Source organism: Agrobacterium radiobacter (genome assembly GCF_040801995.1).
Taxonomy (GTDB): domain Bacteria; phylum Pseudomonadota; class Alphaproteobacteria; order Rhizobiales; family Rhizobiaceae; genus Agrobacterium; species Agrobacterium radiobacter.
Genome location: NZ_JBEGHX010000001.1, coordinates 1,635,318 through 1,657,134, shown reverse-complemented (window position 1 = coordinate 1,657,134; position 21,817 = coordinate 1,635,318). Strand labels below are relative to the sequence as shown.

Here is a 21,817-nt window from a genome sequence, read left to right as displayed (position 1 = left end):
GCCCGATGCCATGCCCGCAAAACTTTCTGTCAATCTGAACGCAATTGCCATGTTACGCAACCGTCGCGATCTTCCGTGGCCGGATGTCGCGCATTTCGGGCATATTGCATTGGAGACGGGGGCAAGCGGGCTGACTGTACACCCGCGGCCGGACCAGCGCCATATCCGCTTTTCCGATCTGCCGGTGCTGCGTGCGCTGATCGACGATCGTTTCCCCGCCGCGGAATTCAACATCGAAGGTTATCCGACCGAGGATTTCCTTGTCCTTTGCGAGAAAACGCAGCCGGAACAGGTGACGCTGGTGCCTGATGACCCGTCGCAGGCGACGTCCGACCACGGCTGGGATTTCCGCAAGCATGGCGTTTTCCTGAAGGAAGTGGTGGGACGCCTGAAGGCTGGCGGCATGCGCGTCTCGCTTTTTGCCGATGGCGATGGCGAGCGCGAGCCGGTTGAGCGGGCGTTCGAAACGGGGGCGGCGCGTATCGAACTCTACACCGGCCCCTATGGCGGCTGCTTTGACGATCCGCAAAAGGGCGACGCGCTTCTTGAAAAGCTCGGACAGACGGCGGACCATGCTGCGGCGCTCGGGCTTGCCGTCAATGCCGGCCATGACCTGACCGTCGAAAACCTGCCAAAGCTGATGAAACGTATCCCTTATCTGGCCGAGGTTTCCATCGGTCACGGGCTGACGGCGGATGCGCTGGAATATGGCATGGCTGAAACAGTCCGGCGTTTTTGCCGTGCCTGCGGTCAGGCTATTTCATAACCGAAGTCAATTTTTTTGCCTATAGTTAGCTGGCGCATGCTCCGTGCGCGAGCTTTTGAAGGCAGAGACATATGCAAGAACATCATGTTGTCGTCGTGGGTGGAGGCTTCGGCGGTTTGCAACTGGTACACGGGCTGGAGGGGGCCCCTGTCCGTATTACATTGATAGATCGTCGTAATCATCACCTGTTCCAGCCATTGCTTTATCAGGTTGCGACGACGGCTCTCGCGACATCCGAAATCGCCTGGCCGATCCGCCATCTCTATCGTGACCGCAAGGAGGTCACGACCCTGCTTGCGGAGGTGAATGGCATAGATCGGGCCGCGCGGACCGTGCATTTAAGTTCGGGTCAGGTGATCGGCTTCGATACGCTGGTGCTGGCCACCGGCGCGCGCCACGCCTATTTTGGCCGTGACGAGTGGGAGCGCTCCGCCCCCGGCCTCAAGACGCTTGAAGATGCAACGACAATCCGCCGCCGCCTGCTGCTGGCCTTCGAACGGGCCGAGCTCGCCACCAGTGAAGATGAGCGGCAGGCGCTGCTGACCTTCGTCATCATCGGGGCGGGCCCGACGGGCGTGGAAATGGCGGGCATGATCGCCGAGCTTGCCCACAAGGCGCTGCCGCCGGAATTCCGCAATGTGGATACCCGAAAGACCCGGGTGTTGCTCGTAGAGGCCGGCCCTCGCGTCCTGCCGGTCTTCACGGAAGACCTGTCAGCCTATGCCAAAGAGGCGCTCGAAAAGCTCGGCGTCGAGGTTCTGCTCGGAACACCCGTGACGGCCTGCAGCGACGACGGTGTGACGGTGGGCGAGACCTATTATCCCTGCCGCACCGTGGTCTGGGCCGCTGGTGTGCAGGCATCGCCCGCCGCGAAGTGGCTCAATGCCGCCGCCGACCGGGCGGGACGCGCCATTGTTGGGCCTCATCTCAATCTGGAAGATGATGCTGACATCTTCGTCATCGGTGATACGGCCGCTGTCAATCAGGAAAACGGCAAACCGGTGCCGGGCATCGCGCCTGCGGCAAAGCAGCAGGGCGCTTATGTGGCGAAGGTCATCAAGGCGCGGCTTTCCGGCCAGCCGTTACCATCACCGTTCCGCTACAGCCACCAGGGCAATCTGGCGACCATAGGCAAACGTGCGGCGGTGATCGATTTCGGCCGGTTCAAGCTCAAGGGCGTGCTGGCATGGTGGATCTGGGGGCTTGCCCATATCTACTTCCTGATTGGAACGCGGTCGCGGCTGGCGGTGGCGTGGAGCTGGCTGTGGATCTATCTGAGCGGCCAGCACAGTGCGCGGCTGATTACCCAGAAAGAGACGCTGAAGGATGAGGCGTGAGGCGCAGGCGGAAAGGGCGGGGAGCCCGCGCCGCTTCTTGTCCTTAGGGTGACAACCTCTCCGTCGTCCTGCTCGGGCCTGTCCCGATCATCTGCACAAGGCCGAGGATGACTTGCGTGGAAGGAGAGGTTTGCCCCAATCAAAAGGCGGGGAGCAATTGCTCCCCGCCTTTTTAAATCACGACGTCGATTTGACGTCCATCAAGCGTCGAGCGATGCCATGTCGATGACGAAGCGATAACGCACGTCGCTCTTCAGCACGCGCTCATAGGCTTCGTTGACGTCCTGGATGTTGATCGTCTCGATCTCCGAGACGATGTTGTGCTCGCCGCAGAAATCCAGCATGTCTTGGGTTTCCTTGATCGAACCGATCATCGAACCCGACAGGTTCTTCGCGCCGATGATGAGCGAGAAGGCGTGAACCGGGATCGCATGTTCCGGCGCACCGACCACGACCATGCTGCCCTTGGGCTTCAGGAGGCCGAGATAGGCGTTCCAGTCGATGGCGACGCCGGCCGTGCAGATGATCAGGTCGAAGGTGCCGGCCAGCTTCTCGAAGGTCGAGGCGTCGCTGGTGGCGTAATAGTCCTTCGCGCCGAGCTTCAGGCCATCTTCCTTCTTCGACAGGGTCTGGGAAAGGACGGTGATATCCGCGCCCATGGCCGCGCCGAGCTTGACGCCCATATGGCCGAGACCGCCCATGCCGACAATCGCGACCTTCTGGCCGGGGCCGGCATTCCAGCGGCGCAGCGGCGAATAGAGGGTGATACCGGCGCAGAGAAGCGGTGCGGAAGCGTCGAGCGGCAGGTTGTCCGGGATCGACAGGACGTAACCTTCCTTGACGACGATCGAGTCGGAGTAACCGCCATGGGTCGCGGTCTTCGTGAAGGGATCGACGTCGTTATAGGTCTGGACGAGGCCGGGCATGTAGTGCTCGTTGTCCAGATCGCGTGTGGCGCAGCCGATGCAGGAATCGACGAAGCAGCCGACGCCGACATGGTCGCCGACCTTGAACTTCGTGACCTTGGAGCCGACGGCTTTCACGACACCGGCAATCTCATGGCCGGGAACGATCGGATAGACGGCGTTCTTCCACTCGTTGCGGACGGTGTGGATGTCCGAGTGGCAGATGCCGGCATATTTGATGTCGATGACGACGTCGTCATCGTTCGGCTCGCGGCGTTCGAAGGTGAACGGGGTAAGCGGCTTTGACGCGTCGGTCGCAGCGTAACCTCTTGCTATAGCCATCTGAATATCCTTTCGGGGGTGGGGAAGTGACGGCGGAATATGCGACGGAAGCTTGGGAAGGCGTTAGAGCGATCCTCCAGCCTTTTTGCACGATCCTGCAAAAATATGCGGGCGTGCTCTTTGCGCGGGCCGGGAGGCTTTCTAGATAAATGACATCCGCTGCATTTCCTCCTTCAGTTAAGGGAATTCCCCTATGTCCTTGCCGTTTAATCTCTATCAGGAGATCGCCTCCATCGCCGCGCGATATGCCACAAGCGACGGCGAGGTGCAGACGGCGATCGAATCTCTCGGCATCAGCCGACGCACGACGCCCAGCGCGCCGTGCCACGGCAGCTACCGCCCCTGTTTCGCACTGGTGATCCAGGGATCGAAAAGCGTCCAGCTGGGAACGGACACCATCAATTACGGTGCGGGCGACTATCTCCTGACATCGCTTGACCTGCCGGTTGCCTGGCGCGTGGTGGAGGCGAGCAAGGAGGTTCCGCATTTTTGCATCGCGCTTGCGATCGATAGTGAAAAGCTGCTCGATCTCATGCGGCGCGTGCCTATCGACCCGCCTGCGGAGCCGGCGAACGCGCAGCGCGGCATCGTCGTCAATGCCGCCACGCCGGAGCTGCTCGATGCGGCCATCCGGCTGATGCGCCTGCTCGACCGCCCGGCGGACATTGCGGCAATGGCGCCGCTGATCGAGCAGGAAATCCTCTACCGCATCCTGACCGGACCGGCGGGTGGGCAGCTGATGAACATCATCGCGGCCGGCAGCCACGGCAACCGGATCGCCCGCGCCATTGCCTGGCTGCGCGAGAATTTCGCGCGCCAGCTGCGCGTCGAGGATCTTGCGGAGCATATCGGCATGAGCGTGTCCTCCTTCCATCATCATTTCAAAACGATCACGGCCATGACGCCGGTTCAGTACCAGAAGCAATTGCGCCTGCATGAGGCGCGCCGGCTGATGCTGCTGGAGCGGCTGGATGCGGGCACTGCCGGACATCGCGTCGGTTACCAGAGCCCTTCGCAGTTCAGTCGTGAATATAGCCGCTTCTACGGGCTGTCGCCGTCGCGTGATGTCGATGCCTCGCGTGAAATTGTGGCGGGGTAGAAGGGACTGTCCATTCATAGCGGGTCGATGGCGCGTCGGACTTACCCCCCTCTGCCCTGCCGGGCATCTCCCCCACAAGGAGGGAGATCGGCAAGCGGCTTTGGCGTCGCTTCATTCTCTACCATTGCGATGGGCGAAGCTTAGCCGCATATCGATCTCCCCACCTGTGGGGGAGATGCCCGGCAGGGCAGAGGGGGGTAAGTCCCACGCGCCATCGGACACGCTACGAACGCATAACCCCCTGGAGCCCCCCGCTCCCATTCACACTGCGCAACAGCGCGTCAATTTTCGTCCTCCTCTCAAGAATCCGCTTGACCGGACAGCTGCCTCCGCTTAAATGGCGCTCGAACCGTACCGTACGGTACATTAATCGAGCCCCTGGAGTGGAAAAGACTTGGCTTCCGACCCGATCACAGCGCAGGAATTTTCGCCGCGCCAGAACGCCGTTCTGGATCAGGCATTGCGTCTATTGGTCGAGGGCGGCGAGAAAGCGCTCACCACATCCGGTCTGGCGCGTGCGGCCAACTGTTCCAAGGAAAGCCTCTACAAGTGGTTCGGTGATCGCGATGGCCTGCTGGCAGCAATGATCACCTTTCAGCAAAGCAAGGTCCGCACCTTCGAAAAGGCGGGCGACCGCGTGTCTGCGCCGCAGCTTGCCGATCACCTCGAGGTTTTCGCGCATGATCTGCTTGATGTGCTGGCGGGCGAGGTGTCGCTGGCGCTCAACCGTCTGGCGATAGGGCAGGCGAGCCGTGACGGTTCGAAGCTCGGCGATCTGCTGCTGGAACGCGGCCGTCGCCAGATCGACCGCCGCGCCCGCGGGCTGATCGAGGCGGGTCGCCGTTCGGGTTACCTGCGTTTCGATGATGCCGAGGAGGCATATCGCAGTTTTTACGGTCTCATCGTTTCGGATCTGCATGTGCGCATGCTGCTGGGCGAGGCGCCGGACAAGGATTTTTCCGCCCGGGCGAAGAAGGCGGTCGTCGCCTTTCTGACCCTCTACGGCACGGAAAAGGTACATTCGGAACTCAGCGGCAAACCCGCCTGAGATTCCGGTTCAGACAACTGAGAGACAAGCATTAGGGAAGGACCATAAAATGCGCGTTTATTATGATCGTGATGCCGATCTCAATCTCATCAAGTCCAAGAATGTCGTCATCGTTGGTTACGGCTCCCAGGGCCGCGCCCATGCGCTGAACCTCAAGGATTCCGGCGCCAAGAACGTCGTCATCGCTCTGAAGGCCGGTTCGCCGACCGTCAAGAAGGCCGAAGCCGACGGCTTCAAGGTCATGACCGTTGCCGAAGCCGCCAAGTGGGGCGACCTCCTGATGATGGCGACGCCGGACGAACTCCAGGCCGACATCTACAAGGCCGACATCGCCGGCAATATCCGCGACGGCGCAGCCATCGCTTTCGCACACGGCCTCAACGTTCACTTCGGCCTCATCGAGCCGAAGGCTTCGCTGGACGTCGTCATGATCGCACCGAAGGGCCCCGGCCACACGGTTCGCGGCGAATACCAGAAGGGCGGCGGCGTTCCCTGCCTCGTTGCCGTTCACCAGAACGCTTCCGGCAACGCCCTTGAACTCGCTCTCTCCTACGCCTGCGGCGTTGGCGGCGGCCGTTCGGGCATCATCGAAACCAACTTCAAGGAAGAGTGCGAAACCGACCTCTTCGGCGAACAGGTCGTTCTTTGCGGCGGTCTGGTCGAGCTGATCCGCGCCGGTTTCGAAACCCTGGTCGAAGCCGGTTACGCACCTGAGATGGCCTATTTCGAGTGCCTGCACGAAGTGAAGCTGATCGTAGACCTGATCTATGAAGGCGGCATCGCCAACATGAACTACTCGATCTCCAACACGGCCGAGTGGGGCGAATACGTCACCGGTCCGCGCATCATCACTGCCGACACCAAGGCTGAAATGAAGCGCGTTCTGCACGACATCCAGACCGGCAAGTTCACCTCCGAGTGGATGCAGGAATGGAAGGCCGGCGGCGCCCGCTTCAAGGGTATCCGTCGCAACAACGACGCCCACCAGATCGAAGAAGTCGGCGCAAAGCTGCGCGGCATGATGCCCTGGATCGGCAAGAACAAGCTGGTCGACAAGGCTGTCAACTAAGCTTCATTGCTGATGGAAGATTGGAAGGCCGGGGCGAAAGCTCCGGCCTTTTCTGTATTGTCCGGCTGAGAGGGCTCCCGGTCACACGATCGCGTCGTCTTCCTCGATAACCACCGAAACCGGGAAGTGATCGGAAAATCCGCCGAGATTGACGTTTTTGACCGCATCGCCTTTCGAAAGACCGAAGCGGATCGGTCCCTCGTTCTTGCTATGGCTGACCATGGCGGCAATCGCTTCGATTTTCGCGGTTTCCTCGTGCACCTTGAAGCCGCTGCTGCCGCTCAGAAGTGATCGGGAGACGAGGATCTGATCGAAGATATTGGCATCTCCGTTAAAATAGAGCGTGCCGTAGATCGTTCTTGCCGTGCCGACGGAATCCACCACCGGCTGGCGCAGATAATTCCAGGTGAGATTGTAGAACATGGCCGATTGCGAGCTTTCGACATCGTCGCGCTCGCGGGTGGAATTGGCGTGATAGCGCAGCGATGCATCGGAAGGGTCGTCGTTGAAATCGCCGAAAGCGATGACGGCGATGTCGTTGCCTTTCTCTTCCCTGATCCGCTGGTGCCAGTAACCCAGCGTTTCACCGGCGGTCATGCGAAAACCGGCGCTTTCCACCGCGCCGCCCGAGCGCGACGGCCAGTGATTGGAGAGCGCGATAAGCTGGCGGCCGCCCTTGGTGATGAAGGTGCATTGGGTAATGTCGCGTGTGCCGGTGCGGCGCATCACGAAATGGCTGAAAATCTCGTTTTCGTTGATCAGCAGCTTTTTGCTGTCGTAGATGAAGGCGGTGTCGATGCCGCGCTGGTCCTTGCTGGAATCGGCGTGCACGACGCGATAGGCGCGCGTGGGCATGAGGTCGTTCAGATGTTCCGCCAGCGTCTCCAGCACGAAACGGTTCTCGACTTCGCACACACCGAGCAGATCCGGTCCCGCACCGCCGATCTGACTTATGATCAGACCGAGCTGCCTGACCTTGGTCCTGAACAGGTCCTCTGTCCAGCCTTTCAGATCGTTCTTCAGCCGCTCGGCAATCCACGGCTCGCGCGCCGGATAGCCCTCCGGCGCAAACAGGTTTTCGACATTCCAGAACGCCAGGACATATTGGGTCATGATCCGCACACCTCCGGTTGGTTTTTCAAGCCTAGTGGAAGTTTTTGCCACAACAACTTGAAATTGTCATGAAGGCCGGCGGCTGGCGAATTTTCCGGTTCCCGGCCTTATTCGGCCGGCGGAATGACACCCTTCGTCAGCAGGAAGCAGCCATAGAACCGGGTTTCGCCTGTTGTGATGACGCAATAGGCCTGTTTGGCTTTTTCGTAGAAGGCGAAGCGTTCGATGCCGTACATGGGGGCGGATTTTCCTTCCGCCGCGTCGATTTCCTTCTGCACCTCGGCCTGCACCGGCTCCAGCTGATCGGGCGCGCCCATCACTTCCATGCGACCGACCGAGGGCTGCAGCGGCGTGTCGAGCGGCAGGACGGACAGGATGGCTTTCATGGCGCGGGCTGCAGAGACATTGTCGATATGCAGCACCTTGCCGACAGTCGTCTGGCGGGCAACCGAATCGGAAGGGAAGTTGGTGTCGGAGATCACCAGCGTATCGCCGTGACCCATGGCGCGCAGCGCGTGCAGAACGTCGGCGTTCAGCGCCGGGTCGATATTTTTCAGCATGTCGTCAAACTCCCATGATGCTTTCGCCGCGTTGCGGCGCGCGCGCAATCCAGCCGGAAAACCATGTCGCGTCAATCGCAAAGGTGTGATTGTGAAGCTTTGCGCAAGGGTGTATTTGGCTTTGTCCGCAAAATCGGGCCTCAAGAGGGGCCGGTTGCGGACAATGTGCAGGGAGGCAGAAATAATTCGAAAAACTGATAAGTCAGTATTGCTGACGTATCGACATTTCTGTAAAGATGCACGCATAAAAACGACACAAGAGGAAACGTACCCATGCTTGATTGGGAACAAATTTTCGCCACGCGCTCTTCGCGCATGAAAGCGTCTGAAATCCGCGAGCTGCTGAAGCTGCTCGAGCAGCCCGATATCATCTCCTTTGCCGGCGGCATTCCGGACCCGGCTCTTTTCCCCGCAGAGGAATTCCAGCAGGCTTACGCGGAAATTTTTTCCGGCGCGCAGGTCAATGCAGCGCTGCAATATTCGGTGAGCGAAGGTTACAAGCCGCTGCGCGAATGGCTGGCCGGCGAGATGGACAACATCGGCATCGAATGCACTGCCGATAACGTCTTCATCGTTTCCGGTTCGCAGCAGGGTCTCGATTATCTCGGCAAGCTGTTCCTGTCGCCGAAGGATACAGCGCTGGTCACCTGGCCGACCTATCTCGGCGCCCTTTCCGCCTTCAACGCCTATGAGCCGAATTACGACCAGCTGAACCCCGGCGGCAACCACACGCCCGAGGCATACCGCGAAACCGCGGCCAAGCTCGGCGGCGCGGTGAAGTTCGCTTATCTCTCGGCCGATTTCTCCAATCCGACCGGGGAAACCGTCGATCTGGCCGGCCGCGAAAAGGTTCTGGCGCTGGCCGATGAGCTTGACATCGCCGTCATCGAAGACGCTGCTTACCAGTCGCTGCGTTACGATGGCGAGGCTGTTCCGCCGATCATGGCGCTCGATATCGCCCGCTCGGGCGGCATCGAGAATACCCGCACCATCTATTGCGGCAGTTTCTCCAAGACGCTCGCACCCGGCCTTCGCGTCGGCTACATCGTCGCGTCTGCGCCTGTTATCCGCAAGCTGGTGCTGATGAAGCAGGCCGCCGACCTGCATTCCTCGACAATCAACCAGATCGCCATCGAACGGGTCGCCTCGCGCGGCTTCGACAAACAGGTTGCCAAGATCAAGGCTGCTTACAGCGCCCGCCGTGATGCGATGCTGGCCGCACTCGACAAATATATGCCGAAGGGCACGCGCTGGACGAAGCCGGAAGGTGGCATGTTCATCTGGGTGACCCTACCGGAAGGCATGGATGGGGCCGCACTGCTGGCAAAGTCCATCGCTACGGAAAAAGTCGCCTTCGTTCCTGGCCGCGCTTTCTTCGCGGATGGTTCCGGCACGAATACGCTGCGTATCAGCTTCTCCTGCGCTAACGAGGCGATGATCGAGGAAGGCATGAAGCGGCTTGGGCGGTTGATCGCGACCGCGCAGGCAACTACGGGCGAGGTGGTTCCGGCGATTTGAGTGACTTTCCGGCAGTTACAGAGGTTGCGGCTTCACCCCCCTCTGCCCTGCCGGGCATCTCCCCCTCAAGGGGGGAGATCGGCAAGACGCTCTCCTGCCACTTCATTCTAAAGCGTTGAGATAGGCGAAACCTTGCCGCAAATCGATCTCCCCCCTTAAGGGGGAGATGCCCGGCAGGGCAGAGGGGGGTAAGCCGCAAGCGCCAAGGAGCATTGTTACTCTCAATCCCGACGAACCCTAGGGATTACACCTCTAAAATCCTGCCTGTCACATACATGTTATGCAATCATGTTTTAGCGGTCCCACCGAACAACAGGGACTGGACCCATGAAAACGCTGCTCTCCGCTTTCACCGCCATCGTATCGCTCGGCTTCATCGCCACAGCCGCCAATGCCGCCGATCTGGTGCTTTATACCAGCCAGCCGAACGAGGACGCGCAGGCGACCGTTGATGGTTTCAAGGCCGCCAATCCGGGTCTCGAAGTTGAATGGGTGCGTGACGGGACGCCGAAGATCATGGCCAAGCTGATGGCCGAGATCAATGCCGGCAATCCGGTTGCCGACGTACTGCTGATCGCCGACACGGTAACGCTGGAGCGCATGAAGCAGGCCGGCCAGCTTCTGGCTCACAAGTCCCCTGAAGCCAAGAATATCGATGCCTCGCTCTATGATGCGGATGGCTTCTATTATTCCACCAAGCTCATCACAACAGGCATCATGTACAACACCGCTGCCGCGATGAAGCCGACCAGCTGGAAGGATCTGGCGAAGGCGGAAGCCAAGGGTCTCGTGACCATGCCGAGCCCGCTGACCTCGGGTGCCGCGCTGATCCATGCGCAGACACTCGCCGCCGTTAAGGATCTTGGCTGGGATTATTACAAGCAGCTGAAGGCCAATGAAGCCATTGCCGGCGGCGGCAACGGCGCGGTCCTGAAGTCCGTCGCATCGGGCGAAAAGGCCTATGGCGTGGTCGTCGACTACATGCCGATCCGCGAAAAGGCCAAGGGCGCGCCGGTCGAGTTCGTCTTCCCGGAAGAGGGCGTTTCTGCTGTCACCGAGCCGGTCGCGATCATCAAGGGCACCAAGCACGAGGAAGCAGCCAAGAAGTTCGTTGACTACGTGCTTTCCGAAAAGGGCCAGCAGGGCTTCGTCAAGCTCGGTTACATTCCCGCGCGCGCCGACGCCGGCATGCCGGAAGGTTTCCCGGCCCGCGACAAGCTCAAGGTTCTGCCGCTCAACGCTGCTGATGCGTTGAAGAACTCCGGACAGGACCTGAAGACCTTCTCCGATATCTTCGGCTCTAAGGGCTGATAAAGCGGAATGACCCGTTCCAATGCCTATGGAAGCAGCCAGCCGCGCTGGCTGTTTCCTTTTGTGGTCAGCGTTGTTTTTGCGCTGAGCGCCCTGCCGCTCGGGCGGCTCGCCTATACCGGCATCATTTCGTCACTCAATGGTGACATATGGCGACTTCTGGCCGATCCGGCCCTGTGGGATGCGGCGCTGAACACGCTTTCCACCTCGTTTTTCGGCATGCTGATTTCGCTTGGCATCGGCGGCGCCTTTGCGCTTTCGCTGACGCTCTGCGACATACGCGGCAAGTCGATCTTGAGCTTTCTGTTCATGCTGCCGATGATGATCCCGCCGCAGGTGACGGCGCTGTCGTGGATCGGCATGACCGGCCCGTCAAGCACGCTTTTGAAGGCCATCGGCCTTGCGCCGGCGATGGGATCGCCGCAGCCGCTTTATTCCACTGCCGGCATCGCGCTGTTGCTCGGCGTGCAGCATGCGCCGCTCGTCTATCTGTCGCTGCGCGCGGGTCTGCTGGCCTTGCCACAGGATGGTATCGAGGCCGCCAAGCTCTCGGGTGCTTCACCGCGCCGTGTGTTGTTCGATATCATCCTGCCGCTTTCGACACCGGGATTGATCGCCGGGGCGGCAATCTCATTCGTGTCCAATGTCGGCAATTTCGGCATTCCGGCGATCCTCGGCATTCCCGCCTCGATCTTTACCCTGCCGACGCTGATCTACAGCCGTTTCGCCAGTTTCGGCACCAGCACCTTCGGCGATATCGCCATTCTCTCCACCATGATCGCCATCATTTCCGTGGCCGGGCTTGCTTTGCAGGAACGGGCGATGAAGGGCAGGGACTATCGCATCATCGGCCTTTCCGGCAAGGCGGCGACTTTTGGGCTGGCGCGGTGGCGGGTGCCGGCGGAGCTTGCCCTGTGGCTCGTGTTGTTCTTCATGCTGGTGGCGCCGCTTGCGGCACTGGTGGCAAGTTCGCTCGCGCCCGCCTACGGCGTGCCGCTCAGCCTCAAGACCGCGACACTGCATGCCTATGAGGAACTGCTTTACCGGCAGAGCGTGACCCGCACGGCCTTCCGTAATTCGCTGTTTCTGGCGACTGCCACATCACTTTGCCTGCTGGCGGTGACGGTGCTGACGGCCTACTTCCTCGTGCGTGGCAAGAGCCGCTTCATGTTCCTGCTCTCGGCGCTGGTGGATATTCCCTATGCGCTTCCGGGCGTGGTTATTTCCGTTTCCTTCGTGCTGCTTTTCGCGGCCCCGATCCCGCTCCTCGGCGTGACGCTCTACGGCACGATCTGGATCATCCTGCTCGCCTATTTCTCCTCCTTCTTCGCGGTCAGCCTGAAACCGATGGTCAGCGCCTTCCTGCAATTCGATCCATCGCTGGAAGAGGCGGCGCGGCTGTCCGGCGCGGGTTTCTGGAGGCGGCTCAAGGATATAATCCTGCCGCTGGTCGGGCCGGCGGCAGGCGCTTCCGTCATTCTCGTTTTCCTGATCGCCTGCAATGAACTGACGGTCTCGGCGCTGCTGTGGTCGGCTGGCACGCAGACGCTCGGCGTCCTCATCTACAACCTCGATGACAGCGGCAGCTTCGATCTCGCCTCGGCGCTTTCGGTGCTCGTTGTCATCATGGTGATTTTTCTCATGCTGCTGCTCGAAATTCTGGGGCGCTATCTGCCGAAAGGAGTCGTCCCGTGGCGAAACTGATCCTCAATCGCCTATCCAAAATTTTTGGTGCGGGGTCGAAGCCCGCCGTTGACGATGTGTCGCTGACGGTGCGTGATGGCGGTTTCCTGGCGCTGCTCGGACCTTCCGGTTGCGGCAAGACGACGGTGCTGCGCATGATCGCCGGGTTCGAACAGCCGACTGATGGTTCCATCCTGCTCGGCGAGCGGGTGCTGGCCGATGCCGACAGCATGGTGCCGCCGGAGCGGCGCAACATGGTGATGGTGTTCCAGTCCTATGCGCTGTGGCCGCATATGTCGGTCGCCGACAATGCCGGTTATCCCTTGAAGGTGCGCGGTATTTCGGGAGAGAAATATCGCGAGAAGGTGCGACAGGCGCTGGCCGCCGTTCGCCTCGAAAGCTTTGCTGATCGCCGTCCCGCCGAATTGTCCGGCGGGCAGCGGCAGCGTGTGGCGCTCGCCCGCTGCCTCGTCACCGAGCCCGATGTGGTGCTGCTTGACGAACCGCTCGCCAATCTCGACCGCCATCTGCGGCAGGAGATGGAGGAGACCTTCCGCGAGTTTCACGCACGCTCCGGCGCGACGATGATCTATGTCACCCATGACCAGGCCGAAGCCATGGCGCTCGCAACTGATGTCGCGGTCATGTCGCATGGCAAGCTGCTGCAGGTCGCGCCGCCGGCGGAGCTTTATGCGCGGCCGGAGGGCAGGCTTGTCGGTTCTCTGGTGGGGCAGGGGGCGATCCTGACGGTGCCCTTGCGGGAAGGCGCTTCGCGGGATCTCGACTGGCCGGGGCTTCGTGCGGCGATGGAGAGCGGAGCAGCATCGCAGATGGATATTCTGGTGCGGCCGCAGGATGTGGTGCGGGATGCTGAGGGGATTACCTGCACTGTCACCTCGGTTCTTTACGAGGGCGAGCGTTATGCCCTGCGTCTCGATCTGCCGGACGGGCAGGCGATCAGGGCCTATTCACGGGAAGCGGTTGCGATCGGTGATCGGTTGCCGGTCGCCATTCGTGCAGCGTGGCGGCTTTAGCCTGAAAATGACGTCTCCTCATCCCTGTGCTTGTTACAGGGATCCAGCCAGCCCAAGTCTTTGGGCTGAAAGGAATCTCCCCGCCGCGCGGACGCACGTCGGCCGGATTCCTCTGACAAGCACAGGAATGAGGATGGAAGATGTACTGGCGTATGGAGTCCTGACGGCACCTCTGTGGGCCAATCTGGTCAAACGCGATGTGTTTTAGGCTACTGGCGATGCGGTGCGACACCGGCTAAGCTTTCCCCGCAGCAATAGGATTGATTCATGTCGCTTCGACTTGCCACCTTCAATATCGAAAATCTCCTCACCCGTTTCGATTTCACCGGCTTTCGCAACCAGACGCGGCGCGACAGGGCGATCCAGCTTTTCGATATCAGGGATGAGGCAACCTATCAGGCGCTGGAAAGCGCGCGGATGGTCTCGTCTACCGACGATACGCGGCAGCTTTCGGCGCTCGCCATCGCCGATGCGGATGCCGACATTCTCTGCCTGCAGGAAGTCGACAACATGGCTGCGCTGCAGGCCTTCGAATATGGCTATCTCTACCGCATGGTCGGTAATGGCTACCTGCAGAAATATCTGGTCGAGGGTAATGACAGTCGCGGTATCGATGTCGCCGTCGTCATGCGCGAGGAAACGCGAGACGGCGACAAGATCGAGGTGGTCGATATCAAGAGCCATGCGGCGCTGACCTATCGCAATCTCGATCTCTTCAATCCTGCGCTGGCCGCCACAAACCAGATCGATGACAAGATTTTCAAACGGGATTGTCTGGAAATCGATTTGAGGATCGGCGGCAAACCGTTGACGCTCTACGTCACGCATTTCAAATCCATGACCAATTCCCGCGATCCGGTCGATGCGCGGCTTGCCACCATGCCTATCCGCGAGGCGGAGGCCATGGCCGTTCGCCGCATCATCGAAAACCGCTGGGGTGTCGGCAATAGCCGTAACAAGAACTTCGCGATCTGCGGTGATATGAACGACTATCAGGAGCGTATTGCGATTTCCGGCGACCGGCGCAGCGGCTACAGCTTTGCGCCGATCGAGGAGGAGCGCAGCGCGCTTGATGTTTTTACGGCCGATGATTTCGTGGTCAATCCGATGATGCGCCGTGACGTCATGGACCGCTGGACGCTTTATCATTCCCGCGGTCCTCAGGAGCAGCATCTGTGCCAGCTCGACTATATCTGGCTTTCGCCGCGTCTCGCCGAGACGAACGCCACGCATGTGCCCGAAATCATTCGCAATGGACAGCCTTTCCGGACGGTATTCCCGCCGGGGCAGGAGGTCGAACGTTATCCGCGCACCGGATGGGACCGCCCGAAGGCTTCCGATCATTGCCCCGTGGTCATGACGTTGGATCTGATATAGGCGAGGCGAAACCTGCCGCCGGCAATGTCGCTCAGCCGTTCGCGACCTTGGGGAAATAGGTTGCCCAGACCCGGTTACGGCCCGCGCGCTTGGCCTCGTAAAGCCGGTCGTCGGCAATGGCGATCAATTCGTCCCAGCTGTTGATCGCACGCGCTTCCTGCCAGACCACGCCGAAACTTGCCGTCAGGGACAGGCCGCTCTGCTCATCGATGATCTGGGCCTCGATCAGGCGGCGAAGGCGGTCGGCGGTGGCCGTCGCCGTGGCGTGGCTGACATCCTGCAGCACAACGACGAATTCCTCACCGCCATATCGGGCAAGAATGTCGTCCTTGCGCAATGCGCCCTTCAAAAGGCTCGCCGTTTTCTGCAGCGCGAGGTCGCCCATGGCGTGGCCGTATCGGTCGTTGATCGACTTGAAGTGGTCGATATCGACAATCATCACGCCCAGCGCCGGACATTGCTCGTTGCCGCTGAGGATGGTGCGAACGGCCTTTTCCAGTGCGCGGCGATTGAAGACGCCCGTCAGGGCGTCGGTTTCGGAGAGCTTGCGCAGCTGCTCGGCCAGCGCTCGCTGCTGGTCCTCCATTTCTCCTTTCTGGCGAAGCTGTTCGCGCAGGAAATCAAGTTCCTGGAACATCTTCTTCACTTCCGGAGCGACGCCATCCTTATAGTGTGCCTCGGAAAGATCGCCTGCCGCTATCGCGGCGATCTGCGTCCGGACGGACTGCATGGGCTGGAACAGCGCTGTCTTGTAGACCGATGTGAGGCGAAGCAGGACCAGAACCGCAATGAAGGCGATTAACAGAGACGCTGCGCCATAGATGAGCGCTTCCTGCTTCTTCTTTTCGATTCTCGCCCGGGTTTCGGCAAGAATGAGGTCACGCAGCTTGTCCGACGACCGCATGCCCTGAATGTAGCTTTCGGAAAACTCACGCACGCTTGGGCGCGCAGATGGCACGACGATGGCAATCGTATTCTGCGCATAGCGAAGCGCCTGACCGAAATAATAGGCCTCAAACTCACGAAATGCGGTGTCCAGACGCGGGGTCGAGAGATAGGCGGCGGTATAGTTCCACAATGATGACTTCACCAGCATCAGGCTTTGCATCTCGGTGTCGAACTTTGCGCGATAGCTTAACCTGTCCTGCCGGTTTGCCTGCATGCTCATGATGACATAGGAACCGAGGCGGCCGATCCTGTCGCGCATCACGCCGGCCGTGCCGGTCATGGCGATGTCGATCGCCACGTCAGGCGTCTTTGTTATGATGGCGCGCGCAGCCCTGCCGCGAAGCAGGTTGACACTGTCCGCCGCCTTGAACATCGACTGAATGGCGTTGGCCATGGCGCTGTAGCTGCGTGCTTCAGGCGACAGGGCCGCAACGTCGTCCACCGCCTCTCGCGAATCCGCCAGCTTCTGGCGGGTTTCGGCAAGCGATTTCGCCAAGCCGGGTTGCGCTTTAATTTCCTCGGCGAAGGAGGTCTCGACCTGGGACAACTTGTCGTCCGTCGCCTTGCGCGCCGCGGCGAGGGCTTCGACCAGGCTTGCGTCCACGGCAGACGACGCCATCAGATTGTTGGCAGGACCGCGCTCTGCCGAAACCAGCCAGGCGGACTGGAGCGCGGTTTCAAAGCGGCCAAGCTGCTGCGCATTCGTCCGGTAACGCAGATAGTTGGAGACGCTGGGCAGCGCGGCAAGGGTAGCCAGCAGGATGGAGCTTACGGCAATGATGATCGTGCCTGTCAGCTGGATTTTCTGTATGCTCGCGCGCATCTGATGCGTTATTCTCGCTGGAATGGTTATGGTTCATGGCCATTCTATCTCCGCCGCGTAAATACTTCGCTTATTTTATGGGCCTTCTGCTTTAATAGTGATCATGCGGACAAGCGGGCCGTCGCGGTGTGGAAAAGCAACCGACTGACGGCCTGCCGACAGTTTTTGCTTTACACCAAGTCAGAATCTGATAGTTGGCAAGGCACTGGCTTGCCCTTGTAGCTCAGTTGGTAGAGCACCTGATTTGTAATCAGGGGGTCACGAGTTCGAACCTTGTCGGGGGCACCAGTTTTCTCATTGTTTATCAATGTTTTATCTTGTCGTTCAAAATCATCCATTTTGCTGCGCGGCGCATTTTACATTCCGTCGCCAGCGCGTTTCCCTGCGCCATGATGACGTGAAGCCGCTTGGCGTCCAGTTCTGTCCGAATGAATTCACCAAGACGCCACAAGCAAGAAAGACAAGAATTTCGAGCGGGGCGCGGGCACGGTTTTCGCCAGGGAAAGCAAGTTTTTCGATTGGCGGGCGCGGCGGATACGACAGCCGCAGATGAAGCGGAGCGGCGGGGCTGCGTCAAAAAGACCGCGCATATGAAGTTGTTGCAGCAGCAGTTTTGAGGTAGCGCTCCTCACGACAGATAGTGTCAAGTAACAGCCTGGAAATATGCAAATGATGGATTGGGATTGGGTAGACTGGTTCCCTATAGTCGTCTTTCCGCTCAAGATTCTCGTGTTAGGCACGGGCATGTTCTTCGCCATTAAGTGGCACCACGATCAAGCGAAGAACGAAAAGAAAAACGGCGGATCGTAAGCGCCCGCCGAATATGTCCTTGGCGCCTCGGATTGGTCGGTCGATCCCAGTGATGCGGCAACAATTCGCCCAACAGGGCGACGGGATTGCCGCTTAGTCTGGGGCGCGAGACAGACCCCTTTATTGCCTGGTCTTTCAGGATGATTGTAAAGCCTGCGGGTTTAAGCATATTGTTCAGCGATAAGTTGAGCAACAGCGGGCGCTTCCAATGGATGCATACGGTCATTTGCGGATATTGGTAAGCCTCATCCTCGGCTTGGCAATCACCAGAGTTTTGTCTGGTCTTTCCAGAAGGTTGCAGGAGCCGCAAAAAACCGATCGCATGCACGCGCAGATCGTCTGGTCGATTGTCCTGCTTCTTGGAGCGGTCCACTTCTGGTGGTGGGAGTTTGCCCTGCGGCTCATCCATAACTGGAATTTCTGGATCTACATCTTCGTTCTGGTTTACACGTCGCTCTTCTTTTTGATGTCGACGCTGCTTTATCCCGATCATATTCAGGAGTTGTCCGAGCGGGAAAGTTTTTTCGTGCGCAGGCGACATGCGTTTTTTGCCTTGTTTGCCGCGTCGTTCGTCTTCGATCTGATGGACACCTACATCAAGGGGAAGGAACACTTTGAACAGCTCGGGCCATGGTATCTGGCAAGGATAGTCGGCGGCCTGCTGATTGCTGTTGTGGCAATGAGAACCGATAGCAGCCGCAAAATTATGTGGCTCGGTGTTGTCTGGCTCTTCGTTAACGCGCTCTGGATAACGGCGATCTACAGCGATCTGTTTTAGTTCTTCCAGCGGCAAAGCAACCAGAATCGCAATTATGGCCCGTCGCTGAGAGTGGAACGCGAGCGGGCAGAAGCGCACAAAGCGGGGTGGCGGTTTTAAAAATCCCTATGGCTTTACGTGATAAAGCTTGTGCACGATCGACCAGTTGCCGTCGCGTTCCAGCAGGGACAAATATTCATAAAAATCCATGCCGTCGAAACGGGTCGTCAGCTTCACCGAGGCGCTGTCGCCCTCCTTGTCGATACCCATGATTTCGAAAGCGGGATCATGATCGGGGAGGCCACGTTCGCTTTTGCGCATGTGGTCAACAAAGTCCTCCAGGGATAACCATTCGATTTCGCCTTCGAAGGTTCCGACGATGCTGGCGCGCGGGTCGAAAACGTCACGCATCAGGCTTTCATCCGCATAGGCCATGGCATGGATGTAGTCCGTGACGGTCTGGGTAATGGTTTGCGGCATCGGATCGTCCTCCCTCAGGATCCAAAAGCCAAGCTTACACCCGTTGGCGAGGTTCCACCATAACCTCCTGAAAACGCGCCGGTAACGCTTTTCTTCAGGATGGTTTTGGGCCGGCTGCGGCAAATGCGGTGCTGCAGGGGCGGCATGTTTTGCCGCCGCTTTCCACAATTTTGTCCTGCCCGTCATTATAGTCGCCTTGGGTCCGACAAAATTCGGCCTCAAGGGCTTTCCGCCGGTCGTCCTGCCGCCTGCGGCAAGGCTTTTGTGTGGGCTTTGCCGGTTTAACCGCCGGGGCGGGGTGCCGTGCCGGGCGGATTTGGCCTATGATCCACTCGCAGGCCTTATGAGGGTGGCATCAGGTGTGCGGGTAACAGTTTGCGTTTGAAGGTGTTTTTGTGATTGATCCCTATGTTTTGCTTGGCGTGGAGCGCGATGCCGACGAGGCGGCGATCAAATCGGCTTACCGCAAGGTGGCCAAGGCCGCCCATCCCGACAGCGGTGGCGATGCCGAGCAGTTCGCGCGCCTGCAAACCGCCTATGAGCTTCTGAAGGATCCGGTGCGCCGCAAGGTGTTCGACGATACCGGCTATGATCCGCAGCTTGCCGACGCCAAGGACCTGAAGGGCCTGCTGATGCTGGAAACGCTGGTCAATGAGTTCATTCTGGACGAACGCGAGCCCGGCAGTTTCGACCCCGTGGCCGCCATGCGCCGCAAGCTGACCGATGATATTCTGAAAAGCCGTTTCCATATTCTCGAACTGGAACGGCACCGCACCCGGGTTCGCAAACATATGGACCGTCTTGGCCGCAAGCCGGAAACCGATGTGCTGAGTTCCATGCTGCGCGCCCGCAGCCAGTCCATCGCTGAAGCGATCCGCAACGCCGAAGCTCAGATCGAGGCGATCGAACAGGCCTATACGATGCTCGAGGGCTATTCCTACGAGCTGGAAAGCGTGATGCTGGCCGAGCCCTTGCTGAAAGGCGAGGCGGCGGAGTAAGCGCCCGTCACGGACCGTTGACGAGGGCGAGAATGAGCTGGTGCACCCGTCCGCCCGGGGAAAGCTCGTCGCGGTCGAAATCGCGGCCGCGCTGGCGCTGTTCGTTGGAAAGCTCGCCCAGCCGCTGCTGCAGCACGACGCGTACCTTCTGGCATTTGGGATCGTTTTCCGCCCTCAGGCCGGTGCTGAAGGCCTCGATCTTTTTCACCATGTCGAGGATGTGTTCGCCATGGACGCGCTCATGGGTTTCCACGCCGGAAATGAAGGTCTTCCAGCTGGCGGCGACGGCGGGCGGCAGATTGGCCGGCGCTTTCGGCCAGGTATAGATGATGGTGAGATTGGGCCTTGCTGTGGCGAGAATACAGGCACCATCCGGCTGCGGGCGGTAATCGCGCCGCCATGTCAGCTTGAAGGTGGTGTGGGCAATGGCCTGCACGCCGGCAGTGGGGCCGCGCTCGCCGATCGACTGGTAAAGCGCACCACCCGAATTACCGCTGATGGCATAGGTCTTTATCTGCTCGGCGGGTTTCCAGCCGGCGGACTGCGCTGACAGCGGAAGGGCGCTCAGCAACAGGGCGGTGCTGACGGAAAGGGAAAAAAGACTATGGGCGGGCACGCATCGATCCTTGGTGGTTTGCGCGCCGAAGATAGGCGAGGGGCATGCGGTCAGGCAAGGGGGTGTGGGCGAGGATCGCCGGCTCCTGCGCGGAATAATCCACACGAAAACCCCCGCGCCTCGGCGCGGGGGAGACAAGTGTACGACTGCAGGGGTAATCAGTCGTCCAGCTTGTCGTAATCGAGCTTGGGTGCGTTCTGCAGTGCGTCCTTGGTGGTGTCGACATAGGCCTTCCAGGTGCCGTTGTCGTTGTGGACGGCGACGGAAACGGGATCGAGAACCACATAGCTCTTGTCGATGCCAAGGAAGCCGCCGACGCTGGCGACAAGGCCGATCACCGACTTGCCGTCGCCGATGACGACATCTTCGATTTCGCCGATGTTTTCGTTCTGGGCGTTATAGATGTCCATGCCGTCAAGCTGGGAGGCGGTGAGATCGGTCTTCTGGACATTGACGAACTTCAGCGGGCCGCTGGCCTTGGTGCCCATGGTGATGCCGGGGCCGGACAAAGTGGCATCCGCGCCGGCAGCAGGAGCCGTGGTTGCCGTCTGGGCAAAAGCCACGGAAGAGGAGAGCGCTGCTGCGGCAGCGAGAGCGATGACATTGATTTTCATGATGTTTCTTCCCTTTGTATGCTGAACGTTGCGTTCGGGGAAGAAACGGTGAAGGGCGAATTTGGTTCCGCATGGGAGCGCAGGAAATTTTGGTCTATGCTGAAAACCGGAACAGATGTGCAGCAGGCCGGGAGCGGCGGCGCGGCGAAATCGGGAGGGTATCATGGCAAAAACTGTGACGGAGAAAGCTGCGGAAGAGGCTGCGGCATCCGAGGTCATCGACCGGAAAATTGCAGAGCTGGACGACTGGCGCGGCGACACGCTTGCGCATATCCGTGCGGTGATCAGGACGGCCGATCCCGAGGTTATCGAAGAGGTGAAATGGCGCGGCGTGCCGGTCTGGTCGCATGCCGGTATTCTCTGCACGGGTGAAACCTACAAAAGCGCGGTGAAGATGACATTTGCCAAGGGCGCGTCGCTGGAGGACCCGGCGGGGCTGTTCAATTCCAGCCTGGAGGGAAACACGCGGCGCGCGATCGATTTTCACGAGGGGGATGTCGTGGATGACCAGGCGCTAGCGGCGCTGATACAGGCTGCGGTGGCGTTGAATGTGGCAGCGACGAGCGGGAAGAAACGAGCCGGAAAGTGATGAAACCGGTGGTGGGGAGG

Annotated in this window: 20 protein-coding genes and 1 tRNA gene; 13 read left to right on the top strand and 8 right to left on the bottom strand. The window is 59.8% G+C overall.

The features are described from left to right. The first annotated feature begins 10 nt into the window (after nt 1–10). Both MRBLRC7O_RS08390 and MRBLRC7O_RS08385 read left to right on the top strand, forming a co-directional pair. On the top strand, nt 11–766 hold the full coding sequence (locus MRBLRC7O_RS08390) for a pyridoxine 5'-phosphate synthase (protein WP_080866604.1): 756 nt from the start codon (nt 11–13) through the stop codon (nt 764–766). Nucleotides 767–837: 71 nt separating this feature from the next. Next, nucleotides 838–2,103: an NAD(P)/FAD-dependent oxidoreductase gene (locus tag MRBLRC7O_RS08385; protein WP_080866276.1), complete on the top strand. Its 1,266-nt coding sequence runs from the start codon at nt 838–840 to the stop codon at nt 2,101–2,103. A gap of 200 nt (nt 2,104–2,303) precedes the next feature. On the opposite strand, the gene MRBLRC7O_RS08380 is transcribed toward MRBLRC7O_RS08385, so the two are convergent. After that, nucleotides 2,304–3,350, bottom strand: coding sequence for an NAD(P)-dependent alcohol dehydrogenase (locus MRBLRC7O_RS08380; protein ID WP_035223964.1), 1,047 nt, complete (start codon nt 3,348–3,350; stop codon nt 2,304–2,306). Nucleotides 3,351–3,543: 193 nt separating this feature from the next. On the opposite strand from MRBLRC7O_RS08380, the gene MRBLRC7O_RS08375 reads away from it, so the two are divergent. The 3 genes from MRBLRC7O_RS08375 (at nt 3,544) to ilvC (ending at nt 6,566) form a co-directional block, all read left to right on the top strand. Continuing rightward, the gene (locus MRBLRC7O_RS08375; protein WP_003507579.1) at nt 3,544–4,449 is read left to right on the top strand and encodes an AraC family transcriptional regulator; all 906 of its coding nucleotides are present in this window, start codon (nt 3,544–3,546) and stop codon (nt 4,447–4,449) included. A gap of 394 nt (nt 4,450–4,843) precedes the next feature. Then, nucleotides 4,844–5,497 (top strand): TetR/AcrR family transcriptional regulator, encoded by a 654-nt coding sequence (locus tag MRBLRC7O_RS08370; RefSeq protein ID WP_080866275.1) that lies wholly within the window; start codon nt 4,844–4,846, stop codon nt 5,495–5,497. Between the two features lie 49 nt (nt 5,498–5,546). Continuing rightward, on the top strand, nt 5,547–6,566 hold the full coding sequence (ilvC, locus tag MRBLRC7O_RS08365) for a ketol-acid reductoisomerase (RefSeq protein WP_046798127.1): 1,020 nt from the start codon (nt 5,547–5,549) through the stop codon (nt 6,564–6,566). Between the two features lie 81 nt (nt 6,567–6,647). Here ilvC and MRBLRC7O_RS08360 read toward each other — a convergent pair whose 3' ends face one another. Then, nucleotides 6,648–7,679, bottom strand: a complete 1,032-nt coding sequence (locus MRBLRC7O_RS08360) for an endonuclease/exonuclease/phosphatase family protein (protein ID WP_080866274.1) — start codon at nt 7,677–7,679, stop codon at nt 6,648–6,650. 107 nt (nt 7,680–7,786) lie between these two features. Beyond that, nucleotides 7,787–8,239: an RbsD/FucU family protein gene (locus MRBLRC7O_RS08355; RefSeq protein ID WP_060726384.1), complete on the bottom strand. Its 453-nt coding sequence runs from the start codon at nt 8,237–8,239 to the stop codon at nt 7,787–7,789. Between the two features lie 273 nt (nt 8,240–8,512). Here MRBLRC7O_RS08355 and MRBLRC7O_RS08350 point away from each other — a divergent pair, with 273 nt between their 5' ends. The 5 genes from MRBLRC7O_RS08350 to MRBLRC7O_RS08330 all read left to right on the top strand — a co-directional run bounded on the left by MRBLRC7O_RS08350 (nt 8,513) and on the right by MRBLRC7O_RS08330 (nt 15,162). Next, nucleotides 8,513–9,757: an aminotransferase-like domain-containing protein gene (locus MRBLRC7O_RS08350; RefSeq protein WP_367727410.1), complete on the top strand. Its 1,245-nt coding sequence runs from the start codon at nt 8,513–8,515 to the stop codon at nt 9,755–9,757. Between the two features lie 327 nt (nt 9,758–10,084). Then, the gene (locus tag MRBLRC7O_RS08345; RefSeq protein ID WP_080866272.1) at nt 10,085–11,068 is read left to right on the top strand and encodes an ABC transporter substrate-binding protein; all 984 of its coding nucleotides are present in this window, start codon (nt 10,085–10,087) and stop codon (nt 11,066–11,068) included. A 9-nt stretch (nt 11,069–11,077) separates the two neighbouring features. Further along, nucleotides 11,078–12,772, top strand: a complete 1,695-nt coding sequence (locus MRBLRC7O_RS08340) for an ABC transporter permease (protein WP_060726381.1) — start codon at nt 11,078–11,080, stop codon at nt 12,770–12,772. Then, nucleotides 12,760–13,785: an ABC transporter ATP-binding protein gene (locus tag MRBLRC7O_RS08335; protein WP_080866271.1), complete on the top strand. Its 1,026-nt coding sequence runs from the start codon at nt 12,760–12,762 to the stop codon at nt 13,783–13,785. The genes MRBLRC7O_RS08340 and MRBLRC7O_RS08335 overlap by 13 nt, the downstream gene beginning before the upstream one ends. A 267-nt stretch (nt 13,786–14,052) precedes the next feature. Beyond that, nucleotides 14,053–15,162, top strand: a complete 1,110-nt coding sequence (locus MRBLRC7O_RS08330) for an endonuclease/exonuclease/phosphatase family protein (RefSeq protein WP_003507596.1) — start codon at nt 14,053–14,055, stop codon at nt 15,160–15,162. 31 nt (nt 15,163–15,193) lie between these two features. Here the strand turns inward: MRBLRC7O_RS08330 and MRBLRC7O_RS08325 are convergent, their stop codons facing one another. Continuing rightward, on the bottom strand, nt 15,194–16,933 hold the full coding sequence (locus tag MRBLRC7O_RS08325; protein ID WP_003507597.1) for a GGDEF domain-containing protein: 1,740 nt from the start codon (nt 16,931–16,933) through the stop codon (nt 15,194–15,196). 212 nt (nt 16,934–17,145) lie between these two features. On the opposite strand from MRBLRC7O_RS08325, the gene MRBLRC7O_RS08320 reads away from it, so the two are divergent. Beyond that, nucleotides 17,146–17,221, top strand: a tRNA-Thr gene (locus tag MRBLRC7O_RS08320). 469 nt (nt 17,222–17,690) lie between these two features. Here MRBLRC7O_RS08320 and MRBLRC7O_RS08315 read toward each other — a convergent pair. Both MRBLRC7O_RS08315 and MRBLRC7O_RS08310 read right to left on the bottom strand, forming a co-directional pair. Then, nucleotides 17,691–18,536: a hypothetical protein gene (locus MRBLRC7O_RS08315; protein WP_162690857.1), complete on the bottom strand. Its 846-nt coding sequence runs from the start codon at nt 18,534–18,536 to the stop codon at nt 17,691–17,693. A gap of 90 nt (nt 18,537–18,626) precedes the next feature. Continuing rightward, on the bottom strand, nt 18,627–18,980 hold the full coding sequence (locus MRBLRC7O_RS08310; RefSeq protein WP_003507612.1) for a nuclear transport factor 2 family protein: 354 nt from the start codon (nt 18,978–18,980) through the stop codon (nt 18,627–18,629). A 395-nt stretch (nt 18,981–19,375) separates the two neighbouring features. Between MRBLRC7O_RS08310 and MRBLRC7O_RS08305 the strand changes: the two genes are divergently transcribed. Further along, a complete protein-coding gene (locus MRBLRC7O_RS08305) occupies nt 19,376–19,978 on the top strand; it encodes a J domain-containing protein (protein WP_003507613.1) in 603 nt (200 codons plus the stop codon). Between the two features lie 7 nt (nt 19,979–19,985). Here the strand turns inward: MRBLRC7O_RS08305 and MRBLRC7O_RS08300 are convergent, their stop codons facing one another. Continuing rightward, nucleotides 19,986–20,594, bottom strand: a complete 609-nt coding sequence (locus MRBLRC7O_RS08300; protein WP_003507614.1) for a DUF922 domain-containing Zn-dependent protease — start codon at nt 20,592–20,594, stop codon at nt 19,986–19,988. Between the two features lie 158 nt (nt 20,595–20,752). Continuing rightward, nucleotides 20,753–21,208, bottom strand: coding sequence for a PRC-barrel domain-containing protein (locus tag MRBLRC7O_RS08295; RefSeq protein WP_003507615.1), 456 nt, complete (start codon nt 21,206–21,208; stop codon nt 20,753–20,755). Nucleotides 21,209–21,371: 163 nt separating this feature from the next. On the opposite strand from MRBLRC7O_RS08295, the gene MRBLRC7O_RS08290 reads away from it, so the two are divergent. Beyond that, on the top strand, nt 21,372–21,797 hold the full coding sequence (locus tag MRBLRC7O_RS08290; protein ID WP_003507616.1) for a DUF1801 domain-containing protein: 426 nt from the start codon (nt 21,372–21,374) through the stop codon (nt 21,795–21,797). The last annotated feature ends 20 nt before the right edge of the window (nt 21,798–21,817 follow it).

What these genes read in the sequence shown, in the direction of transcription:
- MRBLRC7O_RS08345 (WP_080866272.1), top strand. Translation starts at nt 10,085, where the DNA reads ATGAAAACGCTGCTCTCCGCTTTCACCGCCATCGTATCGCTCGGCTTC.
- MRBLRC7O_RS08390 (WP_080866604.1), top strand. Translation starts at nt 11, where the DNA reads ATGCCCGCAAAACTTTCTGTCAATCTGAACGCAATTGCCATGTTACGC.
- MRBLRC7O_RS08350 (WP_367727410.1), top strand. Translation starts at nt 8,513, where the DNA reads ATGCTTGATTGGGAACAAATTTTCGCCACGCGCTCTTCGCGCATGAAA.
- MRBLRC7O_RS08310 (WP_003507612.1), bottom strand. Translation starts at nt 18,980, where the DNA reads ATGCCGCAAACCATTACCCAGACCGTCACGGACTACATCCATGCCATG.
- MRBLRC7O_RS08360 (WP_080866274.1), bottom strand. Translation starts at nt 7,679, where the DNA reads ATGACCCAATATGTCCTGGCGTTCTGGAATGTCGAAAACCTGTTTGCG.
- MRBLRC7O_RS08325 (WP_003507597.1), bottom strand. Translation starts at nt 16,933, where the DNA reads ATGCGCGCGAGCATACAGAAAATCCAGCTGACAGGCACGATCATCATT.
- MRBLRC7O_RS08385 (WP_080866276.1), top strand. Translation starts at nt 838, where the DNA reads ATGCAAGAACATCATGTTGTCGTCGTGGGTGGAGGCTTCGGCGGTTTG.
- MRBLRC7O_RS08295 (WP_003507615.1), bottom strand. Translation starts at nt 21,208, where the DNA reads ATGAAAATCAATGTCATCGCTCTCGCTGCCGCAGCAGCGCTCTCCTCT.
- MRBLRC7O_RS08340 (WP_060726381.1), top strand. Translation starts at nt 11,078, where the DNA reads ATGACCCGTTCCAATGCCTATGGAAGCAGCCAGCCGCGCTGGCTGTTT.
- ilvC (WP_046798127.1), top strand. Translation starts at nt 5,547, where the DNA reads ATGCGCGTTTATTATGATCGTGATGCCGATCTCAATCTCATCAAGTCC.
- MRBLRC7O_RS08290 (WP_003507616.1), top strand. Translation starts at nt 21,372, where the DNA reads ATGGCAAAAACTGTGACGGAGAAAGCTGCGGAAGAGGCTGCGGCATCC.
- MRBLRC7O_RS08375 (WP_003507579.1), top strand. Translation starts at nt 3,544, where the DNA reads ATGTCCTTGCCGTTTAATCTCTATCAGGAGATCGCCTCCATCGCCGCG.
- MRBLRC7O_RS08330 (WP_003507596.1), top strand. Translation starts at nt 14,053, where the DNA reads ATGTCGCTTCGACTTGCCACCTTCAATATCGAAAATCTCCTCACCCGT.
- MRBLRC7O_RS08380 (WP_035223964.1), bottom strand. Translation starts at nt 3,350, where the DNA reads ATGGCTATAGCAAGAGGTTACGCTGCGACCGACGCGTCAAAGCCGCTT.
- MRBLRC7O_RS08355 (WP_060726384.1), bottom strand. Translation starts at nt 8,239, where the DNA reads ATGCTGAAAAATATCGACCCGGCGCTGAACGCCGACGTTCTGCACGCG.